The sequence below is a fragment of the Pseudomonas sp. TE3-3-F2023 genome (assembly GCF_036784815.1).
Taxonomy (GTDB): domain Bacteria; phylum Pseudomonadota; class Gammaproteobacteria; order Pseudomonadales; family Pseudomonadaceae; genus Aquipseudomonas; species Aquipseudomonas pudica.
The window spans coordinates 3475567-3502228 of sequence record NZ_CP145113.1 but is presented as its reverse complement, the minus strand read 5'-3'; the positions used below and the strand labels follow the sequence as shown (position 1 = coordinate 3502228).

23 protein-coding genes are annotated in these 26662 nt (G+C 62.5%); 5 read left to right on the top strand and 18 right to left on the bottom strand.

Annotated elements, in window-relative coordinates:
• Positions 1 to 131 precede the first annotated feature (131 nt).
• On the top strand, positions 132 to 809 hold the full coding sequence (locus V3314_RS15740; RefSeq protein ID WP_046614231.1) for a DUF3313 domain-containing protein: 678 nt from the start codon (positions 132 to 134) through the stop codon (positions 807 to 809).
• Between the two features lie 140 nt (positions 810 to 949).
• Here the strand turns inward: V3314_RS15740 and V3314_RS15735 are convergent, their stop codons facing one another.
• Entirely contained in the window at positions 950 to 2326 is a 1377-nt protein-coding gene (locus V3314_RS15735) for an L-serine ammonia-lyase (protein ID WP_085598874.1), read from the bottom strand.
• A gap of 146 nt (positions 2327 to 2472) precedes the next feature.
• Between V3314_RS15735 and V3314_RS15730 the strand changes: the two genes are divergently transcribed.
• Entirely contained in the window at positions 2473 to 3414 is a 942-nt protein-coding gene (locus tag V3314_RS15730; RefSeq protein WP_075046970.1) for a LysR substrate-binding domain-containing protein, read from the top strand.
• Between the two features lie 199 nt (positions 3415 to 3613).
• Here the strand turns inward: V3314_RS15730 and V3314_RS15725 are convergent, their stop codons facing one another.
• From V3314_RS15725 to V3314_RS15675, 11 genes are all read right to left on the bottom strand, one after another.
• Positions 3614 to 5035, bottom strand: coding sequence for an undecaprenyl-phosphate glucose phosphotransferase (locus tag V3314_RS15725; RefSeq protein ID WP_046614234.1), 1422 nt, complete (start codon positions 5033 to 5035; stop codon positions 3614 to 3616).
• Positions 5036 to 5192: 157 nt separating this feature from the next.
• Positions 5193 to 5945: a WecB/TagA/CpsF family glycosyltransferase gene (locus tag V3314_RS15720; protein WP_046614235.1), complete on the bottom strand. Its 753-nt coding sequence runs from the start codon at positions 5943 to 5945 to the stop codon at positions 5193 to 5195.
• Positions 5945 to 7132: a glycosyltransferase family 2 protein gene (locus V3314_RS15715; protein ID WP_046614236.1), complete on the bottom strand. Its 1188-nt coding sequence runs from the start codon at positions 7130 to 7132 to the stop codon at positions 5945 to 5947. The genes V3314_RS15720 and V3314_RS15715 overlap by 1 nt, the downstream gene beginning before the upstream one ends.
• Positions 7129 to 8331: a glycosyltransferase gene (locus V3314_RS15710; RefSeq protein WP_046614237.1), complete on the bottom strand. Its 1203-nt coding sequence runs from the start codon at positions 8329 to 8331 to the stop codon at positions 7129 to 7131. The genes V3314_RS15715 and V3314_RS15710 overlap by 4 nt, the downstream gene beginning before the upstream one ends.
• A 60-nt stretch (positions 8332 to 8391) precedes the next feature.
• Positions 8392 to 9396, bottom strand: coding sequence for a VirK/YbjX family protein (locus V3314_RS15705; RefSeq protein ID WP_046614238.1), 1005 nt, complete (start codon positions 9394 to 9396; stop codon positions 8392 to 8394).
• 147 nt (positions 9397 to 9543) lie between these two features.
• Positions 9544 to 10521, bottom strand: coding sequence for a glycosyltransferase (locus tag V3314_RS15700; protein WP_046614239.1), 978 nt, complete (start codon positions 10519 to 10521; stop codon positions 9544 to 9546).
• A gap of 5 nt (positions 10522 to 10526) precedes the next feature.
• Positions 10527 to 11051, bottom strand: coding sequence for a serine acetyltransferase (locus tag V3314_RS15695; RefSeq protein WP_046614240.1), 525 nt, complete (start codon positions 11049 to 11051; stop codon positions 10527 to 10529).
• Between the two features lie 8 nt (positions 11052 to 11059).
• The gene (locus V3314_RS15690) at positions 11060 to 12016 is read right to left on the bottom strand and encodes a glycosyltransferase family 2 protein (protein WP_046614241.1); all 957 of its coding nucleotides are present in this window, start codon (positions 12014 to 12016) and stop codon (positions 11060 to 11062) included.
• Entirely contained in the window at positions 12009 to 12626 is a 618-nt protein-coding gene (locus V3314_RS15685) for an acyltransferase (RefSeq protein ID WP_196173919.1), read from the bottom strand. Before V3314_RS15685 ends, V3314_RS15690 begins: the two co-directional genes overlap by 8 nt.
• Positions 12627 to 12731: 105 nt before the next feature.
• Positions 12732 to 14198 (bottom strand): GMC family oxidoreductase, encoded by a 1467-nt coding sequence (locus V3314_RS15680; RefSeq protein WP_338459238.1) that lies wholly within the window; start codon positions 14196 to 14198, stop codon positions 12732 to 12734.
• Positions 14199 to 14431: 233 nt separating this feature from the next.
• On the bottom strand, positions 14432 to 15808 hold the full coding sequence (locus V3314_RS15675; protein ID WP_338459237.1) for an oligosaccharide flippase family protein: 1377 nt from the start codon (positions 15806 to 15808) through the stop codon (positions 14432 to 14434).
• Between the two features lie 96 nt (positions 15809 to 15904).
• Between V3314_RS15675 and V3314_RS15670 the strand changes: the two genes are divergently transcribed.
• The 3 genes from V3314_RS15670 to galE all read left to right on the top strand — a co-directional run bounded on the left by V3314_RS15670 (position 15905) and on the right by galE (position 21106).
• Positions 15905 to 17431 (top strand): O-antigen ligase family protein, encoded by a 1527-nt coding sequence (locus tag V3314_RS15670; protein WP_338459236.1) that lies wholly within the window; start codon positions 15905 to 15907, stop codon positions 17429 to 17431.
• A 5-nt stretch (positions 17432 to 17436) separates the two neighbouring features.
• Complete coding sequence (locus V3314_RS15665; protein ID WP_338459235.1) at positions 17437 to 20052, top strand: cellulase family glycosylhydrolase; 2616 nt, start codon at positions 17437 to 17439, stop codon at positions 20050 to 20052.
• Between the two features lie 79 nt (positions 20053 to 20131).
• Positions 20132 to 21106: a UDP-glucose 4-epimerase GalE gene (galE, locus tag V3314_RS15660; protein WP_046614247.1), complete on the top strand. Its 975-nt coding sequence runs from the start codon at positions 20132 to 20134 to the stop codon at positions 21104 to 21106.
• 220 nt (positions 21107 to 21326) lie between these two features.
• Here galE and V3314_RS15655 read toward each other — a convergent pair whose 3' ends face one another.
• The 6 genes from V3314_RS15655 to V3314_RS15630 all read right to left on the bottom strand — a co-directional run bounded on the left by V3314_RS15655 (position 21327) and on the right by V3314_RS15630 (position 26637).
• On the bottom strand, positions 21327 to 22133 hold the full coding sequence (locus V3314_RS15655; RefSeq protein WP_338459234.1) for a CpsD/CapB family tyrosine-protein kinase: 807 nt from the start codon (positions 22131 to 22133) through the stop codon (positions 21327 to 21329).
• A 10-nt stretch (positions 22134 to 22143) separates the two neighbouring features.
• A complete protein-coding gene (locus tag V3314_RS15650) occupies positions 22144 to 23706 on the bottom strand; it encodes a Wzz/FepE/Etk N-terminal domain-containing protein (RefSeq protein WP_338459233.1) in 1563 nt (520 codons plus the stop codon).
• 19 nt (positions 23707 to 23725) lie between these two features.
• The gene (locus V3314_RS15645) at positions 23726 to 24841 is read right to left on the bottom strand and encodes a hypothetical protein (RefSeq protein WP_046614250.1); all 1116 of its coding nucleotides are present in this window, start codon (positions 24839 to 24841) and stop codon (positions 23726 to 23728) included.
• A 24-nt stretch (positions 24842 to 24865) separates the two neighbouring features.
• Positions 24866 to 25423 (bottom strand): polysaccharide biosynthesis/export family protein, encoded by a 558-nt coding sequence (locus V3314_RS15640; protein ID WP_046614251.1) that lies wholly within the window; start codon positions 25421 to 25423, stop codon positions 24866 to 24868.
• 244 nt (positions 25424 to 25667) lie between these two features.
• Entirely contained in the window at positions 25668 to 25844 is a 177-nt protein-coding gene (locus tag V3314_RS15635) for a hypothetical protein (RefSeq protein WP_200899999.1), read from the bottom strand.
• A gap of 250 nt (positions 25845 to 26094) precedes the next feature.
• Positions 26095 to 26637, bottom strand: a complete 543-nt coding sequence (locus V3314_RS15630) for an XRE family transcriptional regulator (protein WP_046614252.1) — start codon at positions 26635 to 26637, stop codon at positions 26095 to 26097.
• Positions 26638 to 26662: the final 25 nt, after the last annotated feature.

The window sequence follows — 26662 nt, the reverse complement described above, 5'->3', positions numbered from 1 at the left end:
ACTGTAGGAATTTGCGCGCCTGGGAACATTACCGCAGCCAATTCCCATTACAGATTGAACCAGCCCACTGGCCAACTGTCGCGCACCTGCTAGCGTTGTTCTGGCCGACCTATCATGGATGCCTTTTCATCATGAAATCATTGCCCCGCATTACCCTGTTGTGCGCCGCACTGCTTACCATTGCCGCCTGCTCCAGCAATCGCGTGGACCCGAAGGACTACTCCGGCTTCCTCAAGGATTACAGCCGGCTGCAGGAAACCAAGAGCCCGTCGGGTGACCCGGTGATGCGCTGGATCGACCCCAAGATCAACGTCAACCAGTACAGCCAGGTGTTCATCGAGCCCAGCCAGTTCTACCCCAGGCCGCAGCCGACGGCGGTCATCTCGGCGCAGACGCTGCAGGAAATCACCCGCTACTTCAACGAAGCGCTGCGCCGTGAAATGGGCAGCGTGGTACCGCTGGCCAAGGGCCCCGGCCCGGGCGTGATCGTGGTGCGCCCGGCCATTACTGCAGTGTCCACCAGCAACGAGGGCCTCAAGCCCTATGAGGTCATCCCCATCGCGCTGATTTCAGCCGGTGTGAACACCGCCATGGGCGGCCGGGACCAGGAGGTTGATGTCGGCGTGGAGGCGGCGTTCCTCGATGGTGCCAGCCAGAAAGTGCTGGCCCAGGTCGTGCGCAAGGGCACGGGGCAGGAACTGGAGAACAAGACCACGCAACTGACCCTGAACGACGTCAAGCCGGTGCTGGATGGCTGGGCCAAGGACATGCGCGCGAGCTTCCTGGAAGCGAAGCAGAAAGCCCGCTAAAGCCTCACTGGCACATGTAGGCGCGGCCTTGTGTCGCGATGGGGCGCGGAGCGGCCCCAGATGCAGGTATTCAAGCTGAAATCGCTGGGGCTGCTTCGCAGCCCTTTCGCGACACAAGGCCGCTCCTGCAGTTGACCGCGTCAGCATTCGACGAAGGCAACGGCCAGGCCACCGCGCGAAGTCTCCTTGTAGTTGGCATGCATGTCCGCCCCGGTATCACGCATGGTGCGGATCACCCGGTCGAGCGAGATGAAGTGCTCGCCATCCCCCCGCAGCGCCATCTGCACCGCGTTGATCGCTTTCACCGCAGCAATCGCGTTGCGCTCGATGCACGGCACCTGCACTAGGCCACCCACCGGGTCGCAGGTCAGCCCAAGGTTGTGTTCCAGGGCAATCTCGGCGGCATTTTCCAATTGCGGCGGCGTAGCGCCCAGCACCTGGGCCAGGCCGGCAGCGGCCATCGAACAGGCCGAGCCCACCTCGCCCTGGCAACCAACCTCGGCCCCGGAAATCGACGCGTTCTTCTTGCACAGGATGCCGACCGCCGCTGCCGCCAGCAGGAAGTCCACCACGTCCGCGTCGCACGCGCCCGGGTTGAACTTCATGTAGTAGTGCAGCACCGCCGGGATGATGCCTGCCGCACCGTTGGTAGGCGCCGTGACCATGCGCCCGCCGGCGGCGTTCTCTTCATTCACCGCCAGGGCGAACAGGTTGACCCATTCCATGGCGCTGAGGGTGGAACCGATCACGTTGGGCTTGCCCAGCTCCTGCAGGCTGCGATGCAGCCGCGCGGCGCGGCGCTTGACGTGCAACCCGCCCGGCAGGATGCCTTCGTTGCGCAGGCCATTGTCGACGCACTCACGCATGGCGCCCCAGATTCGCAGCAGGCCCTCGCGCACCTCGGCCTCTGGGCGCCATGCACATTCGTTGGCCATCATCAGCTGCGCCACGCTCAAGCCATGGGTCTTGCACAAGGCCAGCAACTGCGCAGCACTGTCGAACTCGTACGGCAGCGCCACAGCATTCGCTTCGACTGCTGGCGCATCAATCTCGGCTTGCTCGACGATAAAGCCACCGCCCACCGAATAGTAGGTCTGGCGCAACAGGCTGCCCTGCCCGTCCATGGCTTCCAGGCTCATGGCATTGGGGTGGTACGGCAAGTTCTCGTCGAGCAGCAGCATGTCGCGGCTGTACTCGAACGCCAGCGGGTGGCTGCCATCGAGCATCAGGCAGTGCTCCTGCATCACCTGGCCAATGCGCGACTCGATGGTGGCCGGGTCGATACGGTCGGGCCATTGCCCCATGAGGCCAAGCAGGCAGGCGCGATCGGTGGCGTGACCAACCCCGGTGGCCGACAGCGAGCCGTACAACCGCACCTCGACACGGCTTGCCCGGGCCAGCAGCCCCTGTTCGCGCAGGGCCTGGGCAAAGGTAGCCGCCGCCCGCATCGGGCCGACGGTGTGGGAACTGGACGGCCCGATGCCGATTTTGAAAAGGTCGAAAACACTGATAGCCATGCTAATGCCTGACCGTACCCGGGTATGAAGCCGCGGCACGGTTATCTGGAAAAATTGAGCGGTATTGCGATTTTGCGCGATACTGCCGCGCTGGCTCATGGATGACCAACGAAACTTCCTAAGCAAGGCTTTAGTGGTACTAAACGATGCGACGTCAACTCAATGGCCAGACCTTCGTCTGGCTACACGTGTTCGCCTGTGCGGCCCGGCACTTGTCTTTCACCCGCTGTGCCGAAGAGCTGCACATCACTCCGGGCGCCGTCAGCCAACAGATGCGCCAGCTGGAGGAGCGCCTGGGCTATCGGCTGTTCCTGCGCCGGGCGCGCGGCGTGGAACTGAGCGCTGAAGGGCAACGCCTGGCGCAGACAGTGACCGAAGCCTACGGCAGCATCGAAGCCGAACTGCTGCGCCTGGACGCAGGGGAAATCCGCGGCACCTTGCGCCTGCGCTCGATCCCGTCGTTCCTGGCCAAATGGCTCACGCCTCGCCTGCCGCGCTTTCAACAACGCTACCCGGACATCGAACTGCGCCTGGTGGCCGAAGACAGTGCCCAGGCGTTGACCCCGGGCGATTTCGACCTGGCCATCGACCTGAACGATGGCAGCTACCCCGGCATGCTCTCGACGCCGCTGCTGGACGAGCAGATCTTCCCCGTGTGCTCCCCCACCTTGCTGCGTGGGCGCCCACCACTGCACGGGCCGGCAGACCTTGCCCACTACCCGCTGCTGCACGACATCACGGCCTGGCGCGGCAGTTCGGAATATGCCGAATGGGAGTTCTACCTGGAGGGCATAGGCGCCGCCGGCCTGGATGTACGGCGCGGGCACACCTTCAATCGCAACCACCTCACCATCGAGGCGGCGATTGCCGGCATTGGCGTGGCGATTGCCCGGCGCACGCTGCTCAACGACGAACTGGAGCGCGGGGCACTGATCGTGCCGTTCGGGGTGCCGATCGCCAATCACAAGCGCTATGTGGTGCATTACCCGCCGGGTGGGCTGAACCAGCCGGGGGCGCGGGCGGTGCATGACTGGCTGGTGGAGGAAGCGCGGGGGTTCAGGGAGCTGCACCCGCTGAACAAGGACTAGGCCAGCCAAGAGCGCTTGCACACTTTCATGGAATTACGAGTGACTCATTGAATGGGCAGGGACCCTGTGAGAGCGGCTTTAGCCGCGAACACCGGCACAGCCGGTGCCATGCACCGTGTTGGATTCTTCGCGGGTAAACCCGCTCCCACAGGGTGCGCAGGGTGCATACGAAATTTGCTCCTTTACCGACAGTGCTGTGTCAGTAGGCCTGCTTGCCGGTAAAGGCGCTGAGTGTGCGCACCAGAATCACGAAATCCAGCCACAACGACCAGTTGTTGATGTACTCGATGTCCGAGTCCACCCGCTGGATCATCTGCTCGATATCCCTGGTCTCGCCCCTGAAACCGCGCACCTGCGCCAGGCCGGTCATGCCAGGCTTGATATTGTGGCGGGCAAAGTAATCGACGATGTCCTGCGAATACAACGTGTCATGTTGCAACGCATGCGGCCGCGGGCCGACCAGCGACATCTCCCCGGTCAGCACATTGAACAACTGCGGCAGTTCATCCAGGCTGGTGCGGCGAATGAAGGCGCCGACACGGGTCAGCCGCGGGTCATTTCTCTGCGCCTGCCTCACCACGCCCTCTTCCGGCTGATGGACATGCATGCTCCTGAACTTCCAGATGCGAAATGCTTCGCCAGTCCAGCCGGTGCGTTCCTGGCGGAAGAACACCGGGCCGCGGCTATCGAGCTTGATGGCCAGCGCAATGGCCAGCAACACCGGCGATGCAAGCAACAGGATCAGCGCCGCCAATACCCTGTCCTCGAGGTTTTTGAGGAACAGGCTCATGCCCGTCAGCGGCGTTTCCGACAGGGTCAGTACGGGAATGCCGGCAATTTCCCGTACGCTGTGGTTGATCAGGCGCAACGAGAAAATATCCGGCACCCAGTTCACCGCAATGCACTTGTCGAGCAACTTGAGATACACGTCGTTGATGACCTCGGAACCGCCCAGCGGGGTTACCAGATACACCGTGCGGATGCCGTGGCGAGCCACGATATCGTCGAGTTCGGCAACATGCCCGAGCACCGGCATGCGCTGCTTGCCTTCGGTGCTTTCGCGCCCCGGCTCATCGGCGCTGTCGATCAGCACGCACCCCAGCACACGCTCGCCGAACCAAGGGTTGTTGCTGATTTTCTGGTACAGGAAGTTGGCCAGGTCGCCGGCGCCGATGATCAGGGCGTTGTCCAGGCGCGCATGGGCGGTGAAGCGCTTTTGCAATTCACGCACGGCAAAGTGCAGGAACAACTGGGCGATGTAGCCAATGATGAACAACTGCACGACCAGCAGCCGCGAATAGGTTTCACTCTGTTTGGCCAGGAAGGCCATGACCACCAGGAAGCAAAAGGTTACCGACCAGGCCTTGAACAGCCGGAAAGCCTTGATGGAAAGGCCGACATTGGTACGGTAGATCGCATAGTGGTCGTAGATGACTGCCAGGGCGCCCACCAGCAACAGCAGCATGATCACGTAATCAGAGGTGATGTAGCCAAACTTGTCGTAGATCAGGTACCAGGCGATACCGGTGACTGCAATCCCATCTAGGCCGGCCTGAATGGCGTTACTTACGCTGCTTCTTCTCTGCAACAAGGAACGACTGCTTCTTGGCTCTAGAACCATTTCAGACCTCATCAATTTGCGTGCAGCAAGCGCCTTCCACAAACCAGCAAGACTTGACAACGGCTCATGCAAAGCCCGTGAAGCGAAATCCTGCAGCCCCGCCCCTTTGATCTCACTGTAGCAGCCACACGCCATCAGTGTGCGCGGATTCTGCCGCTCAGACGGGGTGCCTGGCCGCCCCTCCGTCACGGCGGTACAGCAAGGTACGCAGCAGAAACAACGGGTTACCCACCACATAGCGCATGAACAAACGCTTTGGCTCGCGCAACAGCCGGTATAGCCATTCCCCGCCCAACCGCCGCAACCACACGGGCGCCCGGCTGACCTTGCCACCGAGGAAGTCCAGGATCGCGCCACCGCACACGATCAGGCAAGGCGCGCCAGTGGCCGCCAGCCTTGCCGCCACAACCTCCTGCCTGGGCATGCCCATGCCCAGCACGATCAGCTCCGGTTGTAGCTCGCTGGCCAGTTGCAGATAGGTATCGACGCTGGCAAAACCATCGTGGACCGACACCGGTACCACCCCGAACCTGGTTGCGCTGCGCTGCACGGCCTGGTCGAGGTAGGGTTGCCGGGTGCCCCAGAACGCGACCCGCCGCCCACGGTAGGCGGCCAGGAGCCGAGGAATGAAGTCGGTGCCATTCATGTTGAGGCCTGGTTCAAGCCCCAACCGGCGATACAGAATCGCCATGCCGGAACCGTCGCGCAGTAGCACGTCGGCCGCCGACAACGCCTGGTGGCAGGCGCCATCGCGAACCACCAGGTTCATTGCATGGGCATTGACGAAGCCCAGCACGGTCGGAGCCTGCGGGGCGGTGAGCCTGTCCAGCAGGCGCTGCGCGGCAGTGGCATCCGCCACCACCTCGAGCTTGCCGACAAGGGTGTTCCAGCGTTTCTGCCATTCAGCCATCAGTCTTCATCCCGTTTCGAACGTACCCATTCAACCTGGCGCTTGATCAGGAACCCCAGATACAAGGGGACCTTCCTTGCGGCGTAAAACGGCGCATACAGCAGCACGGAAAACGGAATCAGCTCGCGACAGAAGCGCGCCCAGGCCAGTGCAACGGCAAGACCGAGCAATGCCAACGCGCAAAGAGCGATCCAGGCAGGTGCCGCCAGCCCGAACAGCAGGTATGCCAGCCAGGCCACCAGGTTGAGCCCGAGCAGGCTCAGTACCAGCAACGCCAGGGGCGGCACCAGCAGGTCCAGGGTCATGGCCAGCAAGCTGCCGTTACGCTGGTTGACTGCGGCCAGCGCACGCCTGGGCGCATCGGCCAGCATCAGGCTCAGGTGCCCATGCTCCCAGCGGGTGCGCTGGCTACCCAGGCCTTGCCGACTGGCAGGGAACCGGCTGCTTACCACGGCCTCGGGGCAGAACACTGGAGGCTTGCCCTGCTGGCAAAGGTCCAGGCCCAGCTTCACGTCCTCCACCAGGTGCCCGTTGGCCAGGTCGATCAAGGCCAGGTCACGCCAGCCGAACGCCATGCCGGCGCCCATCAACTGGCAAGGCAGGCCCAGGCGTGCCCAACCACGCGGGCGCACCAGGTTCTTGACCCGCCAGGCGAACTCGGCAACCTGCACTGTCAGCCCGGCCCCTGCCGGTGCGTGCATCAGGTACAGCGCCTGCACCGGGCGCGCGACCTCGTGGCAGCGCCGCGCCAGGCGCTCGATTGCCCCCTCGCCCACCTGGCAGTCGGCATCCACCACGATCACCACTTCGGGCGGCTGGCTGGCCAGGTGGCGCACGCCAAAGTCCAGTGCGTAGCCCTTGCCGCGCAACCGCGCATCGCGGCGCTCCACCACTTCGGCACCCGCCTCGCGCGCCAGTTGCGCGGTGTCGTCCGTGCAGTTGTCCGCCACCACCAGCAAGCGGTCGCCAGGGCGCAACTGCGGGGCAATGCTCGCCAGCGCGGCAGCAATCGTCGAAGCCTCGTCATGGGCTGGCACCAGCACTGCCACCTGCGGACGAGCGTTGTTGCCCAACGGCTGCGCGCGCGCAGGCAGGCAGGCCATCAGCACCTGCACCAACAGCAGCAGCACCGGCAACAGGGCGATGGCCGCCAGCATGCCCAACGTCCAAGCCAATACACTCATCATGCGGATGCCTTGAAATAGCTGGCCAGCCTGGCCGCTTCGGTATCGATGTCGTGCCGTTGCAGTACACGCTGGCGTGCCGCCTCGCCCATGCGCTGCAGCGTTTCGGCAGGTTGCGCCAGGCAGTCGGCCATGGCCGCCGCCAGTTCGTCCACGGCGCCGGCAGGGAACAACCAGCCGTTCTCGGCCGGCCGCACCAGCTCTGGAATGCCTGCCACATAGGTGGTCAGCACTGGCCGGCGCAAGGCCATGGCCTCCATGATGACTACTGGCAAACCTTCGGCAAAGCTGGGCAGCACCAGCGCACGCGCCGCAAGGATTTCCTCGCGCACCTGTGCGCTGCTGATCCAGCCGGTGATGCGCACCTGCTGCTGCAAGCCATGCCGTGCAATCAACGCCTCGATCTGCCCACGCATCTCGCCGTCGCCGGCCAGCACCAGCTCGAAGGTGATCGACCGCGCAGCCAGTAGCCGGGCGGCTTCGAGCAACAGCAACTGGCCTTTCTGCTCGCACAGGCGGCCGACGCACACCAGGCGTGGTGCCGTGGGCACGCTGACCGGCGCCACCTCATGGAAACTGCGCTCGAGGCCGCAATGCACCACCTTCACCTTGGCCCAGTGGTCGTGTGCGACCCAGCGAAACAACTGGCTGCGCCCGTACGAGCTGACCGCCGCAACAAATGCGGCACGCCGCACCTTCTCGCCCATGTGCAGGAACTGCGGCTTGTCGAACTCTTCCGGCCCGTGCACGGTAAAGCTGTAGGCTGGCCCGCCCAGCACGTTGGCCAGCATCACCACCTCTGTGGAGTTGGTACCGAAATGTGCGTGCACATGGTTTGCCTGGCCTGCCTGCAACCACTGCAGTACCTGGCAGGCCTCGGCCAGGTAGACCAGATGGTAGGGCCAGGCGCGGTCGGCCCGCAGACCAAGGCGCATGGCCAGCCACAGCGCCCGGAAGAACCGGCGCGGCTGTGCGCGCAACACTTGCCAGGCCGGCGCCAGCAAACCCTTGACGCCACGCTGCAGCACATAGCGGGTCCTGGTCCGTTCGCTCGCATCCTCGGCGTCCTGCAGCTCGGCGTCCCACCCGCGCAGGGCAATACGCTGCACCTCTACCCCCTGGCGCTCCAGCGCCAGGATCTCGCGGCGGATGAAACTGTGGCTTACCTTCGGGTACTGGTTTATGAAGTAGGCAATGCGCATAGGAATCCAGATCAAGACCCGCGTAGTGAACCTTCATGCCTGCCGCGGCAGGGCCGGCCGTTACTTCAGGCTGTCGACTATCGGCGGCCGGCGACCCGCCGATGCCACCTCGTCAGATGCATCCCCCTGTTCACCTTGTAGCCCAAGGTTGTGGCCGCTGCCTGGCAACATGGCTTGCAAGCGCGCGAAAACGTCGTCGAGCAATGCCTGGCGGCGGCGGTACATTGCCCGCTTTTTTGCCGGGATGTCCTGTTCCGCCCGCCGTGCCGCAGCCAGCGAAAGGGCGAAGAAGTCGGCATGGTTCGATGCGGTAGCACCGTGTTCCAGCCAGATCGCGTCATAGTTGGCCGCCAGGTCCTGGCCTTTGTCATTGCCAAAATACGCGTGCCGATGATGGCGGCAGGCATCACTGACGGCATACAGATGTGTCACGCCCAGGGTCCTGGCCAGGCACTTCAAGGCCTCGATCAGCAGGCTGCGTGGGCGCAGCCCTTCGAAATCCTTGGTCAGGTCGCGGTAGATGGCCAGTGAGGTTTCGCTGTCGATACCCTTGTGGATGCCCTGCACGGCACCGATGAACAGGCACAGTTCGCCCTGGCTGCGGCACAGGCTGAACGCCAGGGATGCCACGCGCAGGTCGCCCTGGAACAGGTTCAATACCAACTCGCCTTCGCGCTTGAACCAGATCGGCCGGTCCAGTACCAGGCGGCAGCCCGGCGAATGGCTGGACAGCTCGCACAGCGTCAGGCTTTCATCCCGCCCCAGCAGCAACAGCGCCGGAAACTGCCCGGCCAGCACTTCGAAGTGCGAAGCCAGCACCTCGAGGCGTTGCGGGGCTTCCCAGCATTTGCTGAGGTAAGGCCACTGCACGACACCGATGCAATCCACCCCCAGCCGCTGCAAACCTTGCGCGCCCAGCGTCGCCTTCATGCGATGCAGGAACGCATTCAGCTCGGGCCATTGCCTGGCAATCTGCAGCGTCAACTTGCGCTTGTTGTTCAGCGCCCGCAACGAGTAGCCCGGTTGCAAGGTAAACACGCTTTTCACGATCATGCCGAGCATCATGGGCCTCTTTCTCATGGAACTGCACATAACTCATTGAATTAGCATGGGTCCTGTGGGACAGGCTGAAGCCGCTCCCACAGGGTGCGCGGACTGCTTGCCAACTCAGTTCTCTGCGCGACAGCACGCCGCAAAGGGCTGGGTGATCTTTCACTTGTACTCGATCAACGTCGATTTGCCGGCCGCGATGCGGTGGCGCAAGAATTTCAGTTGCCCGAGCATTTCCGGAAACTTGCCCAATACCAGGAACACCGCCTGTAGCCAGTTCTCCCGCACCGACTTGCCACCACGGCGGGCCAGGCGTACGGCCTGCAGTGGGTAGACTAACAGCAGCAGCAGGCTCCAGCCCCCCAGCAACAGCCAGGCCAGCACGATCCCCATGGGGATGACCAGCCCCCACAGCCAGGCCCGGCGCGATTCGCGCAGCCAGTGCCGCTCGGGCGGCTGACCATGCAGGTAAGCCCCTTCGGCATAGGCGTGGCCAGCGCGCAGGCTACGCCGCCACCATTGGCTGAAACGGGTCATGGCGGCGTCGTGCAGGGTCATCTCGGCGTCCAGGCGCCAGACTTTCCAACCCTTTGCCCGCAGGCGCACGCACAGTTCGGGCTCTTCTCCAGCGATCAGCTCGGGGCGAAAGCCGCCGACGGCGGCAAAGGCATCGACCCGCATCAGAGCATCGCCACCACACGCCTTGGCTTCGCCGATGGGGGTGTCCCACTCCAGGTCGCACAACAGGTTGTACACCGACCGCTGGGGGAAGCGCTCGCGTCGGCGGCCACACACCACTGCAACGTCGGGATGGTCGTCGAGAAACGCTTGCGCCGCGGCCAGCCAGCCGCCATCCACCTCGCAGTCGCCATCGACGAACTGCACCAGTTGCATGGACGGCAGCCGCCGCTGCAAGGCAAAAAAGCCTTCGTTGCGGGCGCGTGCGGCAGTGAACGGGGTGCCCATGTCCAGCGCCAGTACCTCTACCCCCAGGCTGCGGGCCAAGTGCGGTGAGCCATCGGTGGAGCCCGAGTCGACGTACATGACCTTGTCCGCCCCCTGCTGCAGCGAAAGCAGGCAACGCTGCAGGCGCTGGCCTTCGTTGCGGCCAATCACCACCACACCGACCCCGCTCGCCATGGGCCTCACTCGACAGGCGCCTTGGCGGCCGGCTGCCTGGCCTTGATGATGGCCGGCACCCCCACCGCCAGCGAATTGTCCGGCACATCCACCAGTACAACGGCATTGGCCCCGATGATCACGTCGTTGCCGATACGGATGCTACCCAGCACCTTGGCCCCGGTACCGATATCGACGTTGTTGCCGAACACCGGTGCTATCGGCTCGCTGACGTTCTTCAGGCCCACCACCACCCCATTGCGAATACGGCAGTCATCGCCAAAGCGGGCATAGCCGCTGATGACGATGCCGCCAAAATGGTCGATGACGAAGTTGCGGCCGATCACCACTTCGCACGGCAGCTCCACACCCGTGATGATCTGCACGAACTTGAACAGGACCTTGTAGATGAGCGAAAACAGCTTGCGCAGCAATGCCGGGCGCACCCCGTAGCGCCAGCGGCCGAAGCGGTACACCAGCAGTACCCAGAAGCCCTGGGCGCCCCAGTCACCGCCATGGGCACGCAGGTCGGCACGTACATTCTCGAACATGGCTACACCTACCTTGTCGGTTGGCTGGCGTAACGGGTCTTGAACAGCAGAGACCAGGTCGCCCGGCAGTGACGCCAGCAGGCCTGTATCGCGCCCCGGCCGCGTCGTTTCAACAGCGCCTTCAGAGCCAGCACCAGGTCGCCCACGGTGACCAGCAGCATGTGCAGGGCAAGCCCTGCCAGCCCGTGATGCTTGCGAAAGTAAAGCAGCTCGCTTTCGATCTGGTATGACGAAATCTGCCGGCTGGCTGCCTCCAGTTCGGCCACCGATCGGGAGCTTTCTCCCCCGATGTGCACCACCGTGGTATGCGGGTAGAACACCACCTTCCAGCCTGCCGCCTTCACCCGCTTGCAGTGGTCGACCTCCTCGTAATAAAGAAAGTAACGCGGGTCGAACAGGCCTACCTGGTCGAGCACTTCGCGGCGCACCAGGTAGAAGCAGCCAGGCAGCCAGTCGCACTCGCGTACCGAAGCGTGGTCCCAGTTCATTTCGTCGACCATCTTCAAGCCGGGGAACAAGCGCCCCAGCCCGGTACGCCCGACGAACACGTTGAGCGGTGTGGGGAAGTAGCGGCAACTGGGCTGCAGGTCACCGTCGCGACCCTCCAGGCGCACCCCCAGCACTCCGCACTCCGGGTGGGTTTCCATGTAGTCGAGGGTTTTCTGCAGGGAATCGGCGGCGACGAAAGCGTCGGTGTTCAGCAGCAAGGCGTACTTGCCCTTCAGGTGCGCCAGCAGCTGGTTGTTGGCCCGGCCAAACCCCACGTTCTGCTTGTTGCTCAGCAGCAGCGCCTGCGGGCACACCTCGGCCATGCGCTGCAGCGAGTCATCGACCGAGGCGTTGTCCACCACCAGGTAACTGGCCAGCCGTTCGCTGTCGGCCCGGCGCAGCGCGTCGAACATCGGCTGCAGCAGCCCGGCCGTGTTGAAGTTGACCACCATGACGTCCACAGGTTTGCTAGCCATGGTTGCCATCCCCGAAGAAATACTGGCGCCTTTGCGCCATCAGCAGCGGCTCCAGCAGCGGGTCATAGGCGCCATTGCGCTGCTTGATCAGTTCGATCCACGGGTAGGCTTCGCAACGTGCCTCGACCCGTTTTATCAACGCCTCGGTGGTGCAGATGAACTCTGCGGGGTTGCCACCAAACACCGTGCCCGGCGGCACGTCCTTGGTGACTACGGCACCGGCGGCCACGATGGACTCAGGGCCGATGGTCACGCGCGGCATGACGATCGCACCATGGCCGATGAAGCAATTGTCCTTTATGTCGATGAAACCGACCGAATCCAGGTGCTTGCCGAAGCGATGTTCGATCAGCAGTACCACCCCGTCATGACCGATCAGCGTGCAGTCGGACAGGCCCACACTGTTGCCGATGCGAACCAGCGAGGGGTCCAGGAACCTGCAGCCTGTATTGACATAGAAGTTGCTGCCTACCGAGTGAAAGTTGCCCCAGCGCGTCAGGTAGGCCCCCCACTCAAGCCCGGAAGGTTTGCAAAACTTCCGGTAAAACGCACTTCCTCGCCCCGTTGCGTGGACATAGTGCATCACTGCCTTGCGTATCCATCCTTTCATGCTGCCCGCCTCGCAATCAAAGCAATCTGGACTGTTCCTGAGGCGCATCCGGTCTCGTTCTTGTGGGTGCTGACCGCAGCGCACTCAACCCATGTACAACCTGCATCACGCCACGGCGTGCCTGGCCGAACTCATCCTGGCATCGAGGTGGTCGGCCAGGCGTAACGCAAACTGCAGCAGCGGCATGGTCGGGTTGGAAGCGCCACCCGTGGCAAAGATGCTGCTGCCGGCGACGTAAAGGTTCTCGGTGCCGAACACCTTGCAGTTGCTGTCGACAACACCGAATTGCGCCGACGATGCCATGCGCGTGGTCCCCATGTGGTGGGCATGCGGCGACAACTTCAGCGGTATCGAAGTGTCATGAACGAAATCGTTGAGCTTGACGAAGCCCAGGTTCATGTCAGCCCACTGCTTGGCCAATTCGCTACCAATGCACTTGATGGTGTGGCGGTCATTTGCGGTCAGTGCCCAATTGACATTGACCTTGGCCACGCCCAGTGCGTCCTTCTCATCCAGCAGCGAAATGCGGCTGTGCAGGTTGGGGAACTGCTCGATCATGGTGCTGATCACGCCGTCACCGGGGCAACTGAAGCTGGCCACGAAGGCGATCTTGCTGGCAACGCCCATGTCACAGGCCAGGTTCTCCAGAAAATGCTTGACCTCGGCAGTACGACCATAGGTTTGCACATCGGCCAGCAAGGCGGCCCGGACATTGCCTTTACCTGCCTTGTATTCTTCAACGAAGGCATCGGTGGTGTAGTACTCGCGCGGCTCAGCGGCCAGCCCCGACTTGAGGATGAAGGTGCCAAGGTCAATGTTCAGGTGCTCCATGAAGCACCCGCCGACCAGCCCGTCCTTGCTCACGACCCCGGCTGCCACCAAGGACTCACTGTTGAGCAGTTGCCGGGCATTCTCGATGGCGCCAGTGGCCAGTATGAAGTTTCTCGCCACCAGGCGCTGGCGATTGCATGCGTAATCGGACAGGACGACTGCGGCCAGATGGCCGGAAGCCTGGTCAAATTCCAGGTTCACGCAATTGCAGTTGATGAAGACATCCAGGCCTTCGGTCTGCTCGAGGGCCGTAGCGTATTTCTGCGCAAAACGGGTTGGCGGACTGAGCAGAAAGCGGTCCGGCTCGAAGTCCCCCCCATCCAGGCCACTGTTCAACGCGTGAAAATCCGACCCGGGCGGCAGGTCGACGATGTCCATCGCAGCTGGCAGGTAGCCTGCAATTTCCGAATAGGGAATGGGCCAGCCAGGCAAATCACCAGGGGGGGGAATGGAGAAGTCCGAGGGGCTGAACGGCCGGCAACGGCCTGCCCAATGGTTGGAGGTCCCGCCCAGGTAACGCAAGCGCGCTTCCTTGGCATACAGCTCCAGGCCGGTGGATGCACAGGCGTACAAGGCTTGCGAGTTCGCCGAGAACTCACGCCCGCCGCCTTCGGCAAGCAGTACGCTCCAGCCGGCGGCGGCCAGGCGCAAGCCCAGGGTGATGCCTGCCGGGCCGGCGCCGATGATGCAGACATCATAGCTGTCGCGCAGCGCCTTCTGCTGCTGATAGTCCTTGATCATGCGTGGTCGTTCCGGAAGTAACGGGACGGCAATACCCAGCCGTTGATTACCACGAATTCGGCTTTGTCAGCGGGTTGGCTGGCAACGGTAGCCGTTGCTCCGAACAGCGCACCACCAACGCCCAGCAAGACACAACTCTGGAGAAAGCCTCTACGACCCACTTGCTTAGTACAGAAAGTAAGCTTCCCCATGATCCCGTGACCTGTATCTTAGTTTTCACCCGGCAAGCCGCGTTACAGCCAGTTGAAAACGGCTGTCAGCAGCGCCCCGCAAAGCGCCCCGACCGCGAGCATCGGCAGCACCACCAGCTCACGGTTGAGGCTGAAGATATCCAGCTTGCAATTCACGTACACGATCAGCACCAGAGTTGGCATGGTATGCAAGGCAACCCCCCAGATCGCCCACTCCACCCCGCCGATCGCCAGCAACAGTGGCAGCAGCCCCCACAACGAAACCAGGCGAATGATGTTGTCCATGGCCTGGTACTTGGTCAGGCCCAGGGCAATCCATACCTGATGAGCCAAGGTATAGCGCAACATGAAGAACGACAGCGAAAGAATCGCCAGCATCGGGCCGGCTTCACGGTAACGGTCGTCGTACATCCAGCCGATCAGCAGCGGGCTGGCGGTCAGGAAACCGCCACAAATGAACAGCACCAGCAGGTCGACCAGCAGACGGAAGCGGTGATACAGGGCCTTCAGGCGCTCCTTGTCGTCGGCCCGGGCCGCTTCGCTGAAGGCGGGCAGCGCCACGGCCCCGAAAATTTTCATCAGTGCGGTCTGCACGGCGCCGAGGATAAGCACGGCGATCGAATACACCCCCAGTTGGGCCGCCGTCATGCTGGCGCCAAACCACAAGCGGTCGCCGTACATGGCCAGCACACCGACCATCGACGACAGCAGGATCCAGCGGCCGAACACGATCAGTTCGGTCAGCGCGCTGCGGTCCCACTGCAGACGGTTGCCTTGCCCCTCCAGGGCGGTATGGCCCAGCAGGGTCCAGGCCAGGGCCGACACCAGGCCGGCAATCACCAGCGCCCAGACCGAATGCGTCAGGTAGCCCAACACCAGCATCACCACCAGGCCGACCACCTGCGAGGCCAGGTCGACCAGCACCACGCGCTTCTGCTGGAAAGTGCGTACCGCCACATCTATCTTGGTGGACTGGAACCCCCAGATCACCGCCGACAGTCCGGTCGCCGCCAGCACCAACGGCAACACCGGTGCGGCATAGGTGGAGCCCGCCGGCCACAGCTCGGCCAGCTGGGCAATCCAGGCGCCCAGGGCCAGCAGCAACGTCAGGGCAAACAGCACGAAGCCACGGATGATCTGCACGGTCCATGCGGTATTGAGAAAATGCGGGTCGTCACCGCGATGGCTTTGGATGATGTTCTGGCGCAGACCGACATCGGACAGTAGATGCAGAAGTACCGAAACGGTGGTGGCGATGACCATCACCCCGAACATTTCCGGCAGCAGCAAACGGGCCATGATCAGGTTGCCGCCAAGGCGCATCACCTGTGACGCCACTTGCGAAACCAGGTTCCACGACCCAGCCCTCAGGGCCCGCTTGCGCAGGCTCGCGGTGGCAGACACATCAATCGACGGCATGACGTCAATCTCTGACTGATTGGCTAAAAGGTCACTATAGTTTCAATCAGCCACGATGCTAGCCGTTGCCCACCGACGCAAAGGTGCACATAGCCAATGCCTGAACATTTTCGTGCGTTGATCGTCATCCTGTTTCTGGCGAGCGTGGTCTTCCTGCTGGCGCGGCGGCCTGCCACCGACCTGGTCCCGCTGAGCGACTTCAAGCGCCGGCGCAACCTGTGGTTCCTGCTTACCCTGCTGGCCTTCTTCTCGCACAGCTTCTGGCTTTACCTGGGCGCTGGCGCCGTCATCCTGTACATCGCCGGGCGCCGCGAACATAACCCCATGGCGCTGTTCTACATGCTGCTGTTCCTGGTCCCGCCGGCTTCGGTGCAGGTGCCCGGGTTTGGCGTGGTCAATTACCTGGTCGATCTCAACCATATCCGCCTGCTGACCCTGTGCGTGCTGCTGCCGGCGGCACTGGCTCTGCGCCGACAAGGCGACAACCTGCGCTTCGGCCGCACCTGGCCCGACAGGTTGTTGGCGGCCGGCCTGCTGCTGATGAGTGTGCTGTACCTGCGCGAAACCACCCTGACCGACACCCTGCGCCAGACGCTGTATCTGTATGTCGACGTGTTCCTGCCGTATTACGTGGCCAGCCGTGGCCTGCGCCAGATCAGCGACTTCAAGGACACCCTGCTGGCCTTCGTGCTTGCCTCCTTCGTCCTGGCCCTGATCGGTGTGGCCGAGTACGTGCGCCACTGGCTGCTGTACAGCGCTCTGGTCGACGCCATGGGCGTGCCATGGAGCATGTCCGGCTACCTGAGCCGTGGCGGATCGCTGCGCGCCAGCGTCACCACCGGGCAGGCGATCGCCCTGGGCTATGTGATGAGCGTGGCCATAGGCCTGTTCCTGTTCGTTCAAGGTTACGTGCGCCGTCCCCTGCACCGTGCGCTGGGCTCGCTGCTGCTGGCCGCCGGGCTGTTCGCACCACTGTCCCGTGGCCCGTGGATCGGCGCCGTGGTCATCGTGGTGGTGTTCATCGCCCTGGGCAAAGGTGCGGTCAGGCGCCTGGCGCTGCTCGCTGCGGCCGGCATGCTGGCCCTGCCCTTGCTGACCATCGTGCCCGGTGGCGACAAGGTACTGGACATGCTGCCGTTCATTGGCAGCCTCGAGAAAGAGAACATCACCTACCGCGAACGGCTGATGGACAACTCGTGGATCGTCATCCAGCGCAACCCGCTGTTCGGCTCGTTCGACTTCCGCAACACCCCGGAAATGCAATCGATGATCCAGGGTGAAGGCATCATCGACATCGTCAACACCTACATCAACCTGGCGCTGCGGGTCGGGCTGGTCGGGCTTGGCCTGTTCGTGGCGTTCTTCGCCACCGTACTACACGGTATCCGCAAGGCCATGCGCAGTTTCCCCGACAAGGACGACGAACAACGCCAGCTCGGCCGGACATTGCTGGCGACACTGATCGGCATCCTGGTGATCATCTTCACCGTCAGCAGCATCACCTTCATCCCGGTGGTGTACTGGACTGTCGCCGGGCTGGGCGTGGCCTACATCCAGATGGTCCGCAGGCTGCACAACAGCCAGGCCATCGCGCTGGCCGACCCCGGCCTTCAACCAAGGTGACGCTCATGAGCCTGCTCCCCCTGCGCAACCGGGGTTTTCAAACCCTGCTGCGGGTTTCGGCCATTGCCGGCCTGGCCTTGCTACCGCTCACCGGCTGGGCATCAGCGTGGCAAGCCAGTGTCGATGAACAGAACGGCCTGCCCACGGTGACCCGCGGCGGTGGGCCGGTGATGAAAGCCAAGTTCGATTTCTGGGCGGCCAACTGGAGCTGGACCGGTTTTGCCACGACGTTCAAGGTAGTTGGCCCCTACCACTACGTGCTGCAGGGCAAGAACAAGGAACTGGACTTCGACCTTGCGGCGGATATCCGCAAGGAGCAGGCGCAAACCTTGAGCTGGGCCTTCGACCTCGACGCCCATAGCCGCCAGGCCGGAGTAATGGGCGGCGGCATGGTGTTCCAGTTCGACCCAGCGCAAATAGCCGGAGAGATGGGCACCCCGCAGCTGCTGCCCGGCAACCGTGGCTGGTCATGGGGCAAGGCTGACCAGGGGCGGCGCATCGAAATGCGCTTCGACCCACCACTGGAAAAGGTGTATTTCGAGCGCGGCAACCCGTCCGAACTGCGTGCGTTCATCTACAGCGACCCGATCAACGCCGGTCGGCAGCAGATCAAGGCGATGTTGAACATTACCGGCGACATCGAGCTGGGGCCCACGCCCAGCGAACGCTTCGGCCTGGCCGACCCAACCGCTTGGCCCGACGACCAACTGGACTGGCGCACCTCGCCAGTAGACCTGTCATTCCTCAATGCCACGGAAAAGCCTGCCGGCAAGCACGGCTTCGTCAAGGCTGTCGGCGAGCAGCTGATGTTCGAAAACAACACCCCGGTGCGCTTCTGGGGCACCAACCTGTCCGCCTATTCGCTGTTCAAGAGCCCCGACGAAGAAATCCGCCAACAGGCCAAGCGCCTGTCGGCACTGGGTTTCAACCTGGTGCGCCTGCATCACCACGATTCGCCCTGGGTCAGCCCGAACGTGTTTGGCGACGGCACGTTGGTGCGCGATACCCAGCAGCTCAGTGCCGAATCGCTGCGCAAGCTCGACCTGTGGATCACGGCGCTCAAGGACGAGGGTATCTATATCTGGCTGGACCTGCACGTGCAGCGGGCACTCACCGCCAATGACAACATCGATGATTTCAAGGAACTGGCCAAGGGCGAGGACCACATCGACCTGAAAGGTTACGCGTATGTGAACCGCAGTATCCAACAGGCAATGAAGCGCTTTGCCGAACAGTACCTGACCCATGTGAACGAATACACCGGCGTGGCCTACAAGGACGACCCGGCCATCGCCGCCATACTGCTCACCAATGAGAACGACCTCACCCAGCACTATGGTAATGCCCTGATGCCGAACAAGGACGTACCGCACCACAGCGACCGCTACATGGAAGCGGCCAAAGCTTTCGCCAAACAGTACGACCTGCCCACCGACCTCACCTGGCGCGCCTGGGAGCATGGCCCTTCGAAGCTGTTTCTCAACGACCTGGAACAGCGCTTCAACGCCGACATGATCGCCCACCTGCGCGGCCTCGGCGTGAAAGTGCCGATCGCCACCACCAGCACCTGGGGCGGCAATGGCCTGAGCGCACTGCCGGCACTGACTGCAGGCGATGTCATCGATGCCCATGCCTACGGTGCCAACGGGCAGCTGGAGAAGAACCCGTTGACCAGCGACGGCATGATCGACTGGCTCGCCGCCGCGCAGGTAGTCGGCAAACCACTGACCGTCACTGAGTGGAACGCCGAACCCTTCCCGCTGCCCGACCGCCACTCTCTGCCGCTTTACGTGGCCGGTAACGCTGCCCACCAGGGCTGGGATGCCATGCTGCAATACGCCTACAGCCAGCAGGCTTTCAACCCTGGCTGGCGCACGGCGGACAACTGGCACGCCTACAACGACCCGGCGATGATCGCCACCCTGCCCGCTGCCGCCCTGCTCTATCGCCGTGCGGACGTGAAGCCGGCCACTACCCGCTATGTGTTCGCGCCGACGCCCGCCACCCTGTACAACCAGGAGATCACCCCGCGCAATTCACCGCTGCTGCGCACGGCCATGGAAAAGGGCCAACTGCAGATCGCCCTGCCACAGACGCCGGAGTTGCCCTGGCTGAAACCCGCCGCCATCCCTGCCGGTGCGCAGGTACTGCACGACCCCGGGCAGTCACTGCTGCCAGCCGACGCCACAGAAGCGCTGAGCGACACGGGCGAGCTCAAGCGCAACTGGCAACAGGGCATCTATACCATCGACACACCGCTGACCCAGGCCGCCACCGGGTGGCTGGGAGGTCGTTCGATCAGCCTGGGCACCATTCAGGTGCAAGCACGAACGCCGTACGCCAGCGTCGTGGTGCAAAGCCTGGACGGCAACCCCCTGGACCAGTCGCACGAACTGCTGCTGTCGCTGGGTACCCGTGCCGTGCCCAAGGGCGATTACAAGACACCCTTCAACGTCGAGCCGTTTACCGGCACCTTGCGCATCAAGGCACCTGCTGGCCTGAAGCTGTTCGCACGGGATGCGCAGGCACAGTTGAAACCGTTGCCGATGGCTTACCAGGATGGGCACTACAGCATCACGTTCGACGGCAAGTACATGTCCAACTGGCTGTTCTTGAAATAGGGCATATGGCCATCTACCCTCACCACAGACCTGTAGCTGAAAAGCGCGGCTGTACAACAGCAGAGTCCGGGAGGCATGGATGAAGTTTCTGGTTGTCGGTGGCGCAGGCTACATTGGCTCGCACATGGTCAAGCACTTGCTCGTTGCGGGCCATGAGGTGGTGGTGGCGGACCTGGTCTCGCCCGGCCCCGGCATCCAGTGGGCAAAACTGGATATCGCCGACGAACCCGCCCTGGATGTGCTGTTCGGGGTTTGCCGTTTCGATGCCGTGTTCCACTTTGCCTCGTTCATCCAGGTGGGCGAGTCGGTCAGCGTGCCCGGCAAGTATTACCAGAACAATGTCTCGGCCACCCTTTCCCTCCTGCAGGCCATGGTGAATGCCGGTATCAGGCACCTGGTGTTTTCTTCCAGCGCGGCCGTTTACGGCAACCCGCAGTACGTACCGATCGACGAAGCGCATGCCAAGGGGCCGATCAACCCGTACGGGCTGAGCAAATGGATGGTCGAGCAGATTCTCGAGGACTTCGACCGGGCCTACGGCTTGAAGTCGGTATGCCTGCGTTACTTCAACGCAGCGGGAGCAGACCCGGAAGGCCAGCTGGGAGAGCGCCATGACCCGGAAACCCACCTGATCCCGTTGATCCTGCAGGCCGCTTCGGGCCGTCGTGATGCGGTAACGGTATTTGGCCGCGACTACGACACGCCGGATGGTACCTGCATACGCGACTATGTGCATGTGGCCGACCTGGCGGCGGCTCATGCGCTGGCGGTGGATTACCTGCTGTCGGGTGGCGAGCGAACCGCGTTCAACCTGGGCAATGGGCTGGGCTTTTCGGTGCAGCAGGTGATCGATATGGCCAGGGCGGTGACTGGCCGGCAGATCCGCACCCTCGACGCGCCCCGCCGCCCCGGCGACCCGCCCCGCTTGGTGGCGGATGCTGGCAAGGCCATGCGCATGCTGGGCTGGCGGCCGGAGTTTGCCGCACTGGAGCCGATTGTGCAGCACGCGTGGCAGTGGGAGTTGCAGTATCCCTGGGCTCAGCGCCACAGCTGAGATTGTGGGGCTCGCTACCCACCAACTGAAGCCAAGCGCCATACCTGTGGGAGCGGGTTTACCCGCGAACACCGGCGAAGCCGGTGCCATCCACCGCATTGCCTGCTTCGCGGGCATGCTCGCTCCCACAGGAAACCCCGTCAACTAAGGGTATGCGCTGTACCTGTAGGAGCGGCCTTGTGTGGCGATCGGCTGCGACGCAGCCCCAGGATCCTGTGCCTCAATAATAGGTCCGAGGCTGCTCGTCAGCCTTGTTCAATACCGTCCCCACCAGGTTCACCCTGGCCAGGTGATGCAGGCAATCCTCGATTTCCTTCCTGTTGTTCATACCGTTGGCCACCACCAGCAGCACACAATCGAACTTGGGTATCACGGTGATCGCATCGTCAGAGCTGAGCAGCGGTGGCAAATCGAAAATGCAGATGCGCGACTCGTATCGGTTGCGCAGTTCGCTGATCAGGTTGTTCACCTTGGGCGATGACAGCATCTCGGTAGACAGTGGCACCGGTACCCGTGTGGGTAGTACCACGAACCGAGGCAAGGTCGGGTTGACCAGGCAGTCCTGCAGCAGGGCCTTGTCGGTCAGAAACTCGTTCAACGCCTGGTCCATGGGTAGGCCCAGGGTGCTGCCGATCTTGGGCCGACGCAGGTCGAAGTCCACCAGCAAAGCGGTCTTGGTGGTGTGGTGGGCAATGCTCATGGCCAGGTTGATCGACAGCACCGTCTTGCCCGCTTCAGGAGTTGGCGAGGTGATGGCCAAGGTTCGCCAGCCATTCTCGTCCATGGTCCTGAGCACTTGCGTGCGCAGCAGGTCGATCGGCCCGTTCATGTGGGAGTTCTTGTTGTAGGCGACGATACGGTGACGCTCCAGGTGCTCCGCGCGCAGCGGCACCACCTTGGTGTTAACGTAATCGAACTGGCCAGGCACTTCCGCCAGCGCCGTCCCAGGTGCGGGTGACAAGGCCTGCGGAGTGCCCGGGGTAACCTGGTGAAGATTATTGCCAACAGCCGGCTTGGTCCTGTCCATCACTGCTTTCCTATGCAAACCGAGACATGACTTTGAGCAACAGCACATCCAGTGGCATGTAGAACACGTGCACCAGCACCACCATGATAGTCGCCAGCACCAGTGCCGCCAGGATCAGCCAATTTCGCCACCGCTTGCGCCTGGCCACATCGGCCTTGGTATCGATGTATGGCAGCGCCACCAGCACCCTCCTGCCCAGCAGGTTTTCCAAGGCACCGACGCCGCGAATGCGCTGGTTGAGCATTTCCAGCAGCATCACCAGCGCACCGCCACCTGCCGGTGCCAGCACCAGGCCCAGCGCAGCGATTTTCTTGCGGTTGGGTTTGATCGGTTTCTCGGGCATCAGCGGTGGCTCCAGCAGCACAAAGCGCTCGGCCTTGTTCTCCTGCTCCAGGCTTTCGGTAATCTTCGCGCCCATTTCCTTGGCGCGGATTTCCTCGTACTTCTTGCGCGCGTTGTCGTGGTCACGCATCAAGGTCACCAGGCCACGCTCGACCTGCGGCGCCTCGAGGATCTCGGCCTCGTAGCCTTCCATCTTGCGGGTCAGCTCGCGCTTCTGCTCGGCCAGCGAAGCAATGCGCACCTGTGCCGCACTCATCTTGGCGCGCACGCGGGCGACATCGAGGCCGACCGTGGAGGCCGCAGCCGTGCGATTGCCACTGGCTTCGAGCGCCTGGATCCTGCGCTTGACCGCCACCACATCGGGGTGGGCTTCCTTGTAGCGGCTCAGCAGCCGGGCATACTCGGCCTTCAGGCTGGGCAGGTCCTGGGGCTGCTCGGCACTGGCCACCCTGGGCCCTTCGCCGGCCTTGGTGGCCAGCCCGGCACTGGCCGCGGACAGTTCCAGCTCAAGGTAACGCAGCTCTTCCTGGGCGGCCTTGTAATCACGGTCGACCTCGCGGAACTCCAGCTCCGAGCGTGACAGCATGTTCATGCGCAAGGTCTGGTGCTCGGGCAGAGCATTGGCGTGGGCCTGCTTGAAATCCGCCAGCTGGTTTTCCAGGCTGGCCAGCTCGGCCCCTAGCTTGTTCGCTTCCTGGGTGAGGAACTCGGTGGTTTCGTTGGCCCTTTCGGTACGCTGCTTGAGGTTCTCGTTGAGGAACAGCGTGACCAACTCGTCGGCGACTTCCTTGGCCACCTCGGGCTGCTTGTGCTCGAAGGACACATTGAACGCCACGGTCGCTTCGCCGCGCCCGCGTACATAGGTGGTGAGGGTTTCGACCACGATGGCACTGCGCATGTGGTCAATCTTGTCGCTATCGCTGAAGCGCTTGTCGGGGAACAGGTTGTACTTGTCGATGATGCGTAGCAGATTTTCGCGGGTCATCACCCGTTGGCGAATCACTTCGATGCGTTCATCGGCAAAGCTGGTGTTGTTGGTCGACACCAGCTCGGGGGAAATCTGCTGCGACTCCACCAGGATGGTGCCGGTCGATTGGTAGATCGGCGGCACCATCACCGCGACTGCCACGGTCGCGGCCAGGATGACTGCGATGCTCAACCCCAATAACAGGGCCCGGTCCTTGATTATGGCGATGTAATCTCTGAGGGAGAGCTCGTAGTCGGACTTCATGGGGCCACCTGCCTGAAGTTCAGATGTCGGGGTACCTGTACGTCAACGTCAAACCCACGATAGTAGCGTTCGCATCGGCTTCGTGATCCTGCTGCCGTTCCTTGTACATCAGCGACAGGCGCAGGTCCCAGTACGGCGAAAACTCGCGGCTGGCCCACACGCTGTAAGTCTGCAGGGTGTTGGGGGTCTGCCCTTTGCTGTCTTGCCAGGCAGCGTCCGCGCCCACCCGGGTCAATTCGCTGACGGCATAACTCCACACACCGCGCACCTGGTCCAGCTCGGCGAAGCCGCCTTCGGCACTGGCCACCGTGCTGCGTTCTGCTGTGAAGCTGGCGACGGCGCGCGCACCGGTATACAGCAGCGCTACCCCACCCTCCCCACGTCGGCCACCTTCGTCACCGGAAACCTCGGTGACACCCACATGCGCGTCGGCGCTGAGGCGTTCGGAGAGCTGGTACTTGACCCCGACCGCCGGGCTGTAGCTGTTGGACGCCGTCGCCGTCTGGTCCTGCTCGGGCTCATAGCGCCGGGCGCCAAAGCGGCTGTACAGATCGGCCCGCTCGCTCCAGGCGTAGGTCCAGGTGAACACGTTGCCCAGTTCTTCGTAACCCGTCAGCGTACTGATGTCATAACGTGCACGGTTGTACGTGGTTTCGTTGCTCAGGGTGCTGCGTTCGGTAACCGCCTGGCTCCAGTTGCCGCCCAGCGTATACAGCTTTTGCGTGCCATCGGTGGTGACCACGCCGGTATCCAGCACCGTTCCCGAAAGCGTCGAACTTTCGTTGTAACGCGCCAGCAGGCCGAACCGCCCGCGCTCGGTCTGGCGCTGCCAGCCCAGGCTGACGTCGGGGTCCTCACGGTCGTCGACCACCGCCGTGTCGGATGAGCGTAATACGTTCATGCCCAGCCCCAACCTTAGTTCGTCACGGTCGAAGGTACCGATCAGGGTGTAATCCGGCGCGATGATCGTGCGCGTTATGCCCTTTTCACCCGACGACAGCAGCAAGGGGTTGCTGTCATGTTCGACGGATGTCGGTACCACCACCGTAGACTGCCAATTTGCTGCCAGGACTGTGTCCGTAAACGGCAACACCAAGATTGCCGTTGCAATGCTAGTTGTTCTTAGAAGAGGCATTAAGTGTTCTTATTGAAGGCAAGATCAAGGAACGACCAGCGTATCGCCAGCCTGCAGTTGGATGTTGGTGGACATATCCCGGCCAGACACCAGGTCTCTATATCGCACGGGCAGGATTTTTTGGGAAGCTCCGGTGCCACGCACCACCTTGATTTCGCTTTCATCGGCAAACTTGTCCAGGCCGCCAGACATGCTCAGGGCCTGCAGCACTGCCGTAGGGCCTGCCATTTGTACCGGCCCGGGTTTGATCACCTTGCCTTGTACATAGACCAGATTACCGGCAATGCTCTTGACGACAACGCTGACGTTCGGGTCGGGGAGAAACTTCTCGAGTTTGGCAGCCACTTGTTTTTCAACGGTCGTCACATCCAGCCCGGCAACATCGATGCGCCCGGCCAGGGGGAACGTGATACTGCCATCGGGAAGTACGGTGGCTTCCTGGCGCAGGCTATCTTCCTGCCATACCGAAACCATCACCACATCGCCGGGGCTGAGCAGGTAGGTAGCATTGTTAGGGTCGGCCTTACCGGCACCAGACCACGCCATCAGCATGCAGAACGCGGCAAACATTGAACGCACCATGAGGGTCCCTCCGGCCGAAACGGCCCGAAAAAGAGCACTGAATGAGAACAACACACCAACTCTCGCTCCGCTTCGCGGCATACACCAACCGCGATGGCCTCGATCTTCCAGAGGCCTTGCCTTGACGCTGTGCTGCCTGCAACCGTGGACCTGCACGGGCTACTGGCAATATAGCAACGGCTGGGGAATTGACAAGCCAGGCCCCGGGCCGCTGGTGTCAAGGGTTAAACCCAGGCTGGCGGACTCAGATCTGTTTCCTGTTGGCGACTGCCACAAAGCCAACGACAGCAAATGCAAAGAACCACCCTGCGGTTGAAACAGGGATGATACTGTTCTGATTTATATACATATCCGCCGCACGCGCCGCGCCACTCAACAGCGCCAGCAAAAACATCGATTTGATAATCAGAGCCGTGCGCATACGCCCCCTCCTGTAAAGAGGAAAATCAACTATTTGCTGGCGTGGTATCCGGGAGTTGTTTCACTGTTGAATTGAGCTTATGAACACAATGACATTGCGTCAACGATTCGACACTATAATAAAATTCAATAGGCGACCAACAGTATCGTCAAAATATCGACGCACAAGTTGAGAAAAGGGTGCTGTCTTGGTGGCGCCAACGTTTCATCGCTGAGAAAGGCAAGGCCGTGGGGGCACTTGCCCCAGCGTGTTACTCGTCTGCGTGGTGTACCACGACCAGCAACTGTGCCGGCAGCGGTCCCACTGACCTTAGCCGGTGGGGTGTCTGGGCATTGAAATGCAGGGCATCGCCTTGCTCCAGCAGCACCCGCTCGTTCATGAAGTCCACCTCCACCTGGCCGGCGTGGACGAACAGAAATTCTTCGCCCAGGTGTTCCTTGAACGTGGGGTCGCTGAACTCGGTCGGCGGCTGGATCAGGAACGGCAGCAGGCTGCGCTGCCCGACCTGGCTGGTGAGGGCCGCGTACCCCGGCCCTGCCCCGTCACCCACCAGGGCCTGGCGCTCGCCATGGCGCACCAGGCTGTAGCGGCTCTGGCCGGCCTGCTCTTCTGCGAACAGTTCTTCGACATTGACATTCAGTGCCCGCGCCAGCTTCAGCGCGGCGGAGATCGAGGGGGTGTTCAGGCCACGTTCGACCTTGGACAGGTAGCTCTTGGTCATGCCGGTCTTGTCGGCCAGCAGCTCCAGGGTCATCCCCAGTTTCTTTCGCAGCAGTTTCAATCGGATAGACATGTGACGCGGTTTTCCCAGGCGAAGG

Coding starts and splice junctions, on each gene's coding strand:
- V3314_RS15740 (WP_046614231.1), top strand. CDS start 132: ATGAAATCATTGCCCCGCATTACCCTGTTGTGCGCCGCACTGCTTACC.
- V3314_RS15735 (WP_085598874.1), bottom strand. CDS start 2,326: ATGGCTATCAGTGTTTTCGACCTTTTCAAAATCGGCATCGGGCCGTCC.
- V3314_RS15730 (WP_075046970.1), top strand. CDS start 2,473: ATGCGACGTCAACTCAATGGCCAGACCTTCGTCTGGCTACACGTGTTC.
- V3314_RS15725 (WP_046614234.1), bottom strand. CDS start 5,035: ATGGTTCTAGAGCCAAGAAGCAGTCGTTCCTTGTTGCAGAGAAGAAGC.
- V3314_RS15720 (WP_046614235.1), bottom strand. CDS start 5,945: ATGGCTGAATGGCAGAAACGCTGGAACACCCTTGTCGGCAAGCTCGAG.
- V3314_RS15715 (WP_046614236.1), bottom strand. CDS start 7,132: ATGATGAGTGTATTGGCTTGGACGTTGGGCATGCTGGCGGCCATCGCC.
- V3314_RS15710 (WP_046614237.1), bottom strand. CDS start 8,331: ATGCGCATTGCCTACTTCATAAACCAGTACCCGAAGGTAAGCCACAGT.
- V3314_RS15705 (WP_046614238.1), bottom strand. CDS start 9,396: ATGATGCTCGGCATGATCGTGAAAAGCGTGTTTACCTTGCAACCGGGC.
- V3314_RS15700 (WP_046614239.1), bottom strand. CDS start 10,521: ATGGCGAGCGGGGTCGGTGTGGTGGTGATTGGCCGCAACGAAGGCCAG.
- V3314_RS15695 (WP_046614240.1), bottom strand. CDS start 11,051: ATGTTCGAGAATGTACGTGCCGACCTGCGTGCCCATGGCGGTGACTGG.
- V3314_RS15690 (WP_046614241.1), bottom strand. CDS start 12,016: ATGGCTAGCAAACCTGTGGACGTCATGGTGGTCAACTTCAACACGGCC.
- V3314_RS15685 (WP_196173919.1), bottom strand. CDS start 12,626: ATGAAAGGATGGATACGCAAGGCAGTGATGCACTATGTCCACGCAACG.
- V3314_RS15680 (WP_338459238.1), bottom strand. CDS start 14,198: ATGATCAAGGACTATCAGCAGCAGAAGGCGCTGCGCGACAGCTATGAT.
- V3314_RS15675 (WP_338459237.1), bottom strand. CDS start 15,808: ATGCCGTCGATTGATGTGTCTGCCACCGCGAGCCTGCGCAAGCGGGCC.
- V3314_RS15670 (WP_338459236.1), top strand. CDS start 15,905: ATGCCTGAACATTTTCGTGCGTTGATCGTCATCCTGTTTCTGGCGAGC.
- V3314_RS15665 (WP_338459235.1), top strand. CDS start 17,437: ATGAGCCTGCTCCCCCTGCGCAACCGGGGTTTTCAAACCCTGCTGCGG.
- galE (WP_046614247.1), top strand. CDS start 20,132: ATGAAGTTTCTGGTTGTCGGTGGCGCAGGCTACATTGGCTCGCACATG.
- V3314_RS15655 (WP_338459234.1), bottom strand. CDS start 22,133: ATGGACAGGACCAAGCCGGCTGTTGGCAATAATCTTCACCAGGTTACC.
- V3314_RS15650 (WP_338459233.1), bottom strand. CDS start 23,706: ATGAAGTCCGACTACGAGCTCTCCCTCAGAGATTACATCGCCATAATC.
- V3314_RS15645 (WP_046614250.1), bottom strand. CDS start 24,841: ATGCCTCTTCTAAGAACAACTAGCATTGCAACGGCAATCTTGGTGTTG.
- V3314_RS15640 (WP_046614251.1), bottom strand. CDS start 25,423: ATGGTGCGTTCAATGTTTGCCGCGTTCTGCATGCTGATGGCGTGGTCT.
- V3314_RS15635 (WP_200899999.1), bottom strand. CDS start 25,844: ATGCGCACGGCTCTGATTATCAAATCGATGTTTTTGCTGGCGCTGTTG.
- V3314_RS15630 (WP_046614252.1), bottom strand. CDS start 26,637: ATGTCTATCCGATTGAAACTGCTGCGAAAGAAACTGGGGATGACCCTG.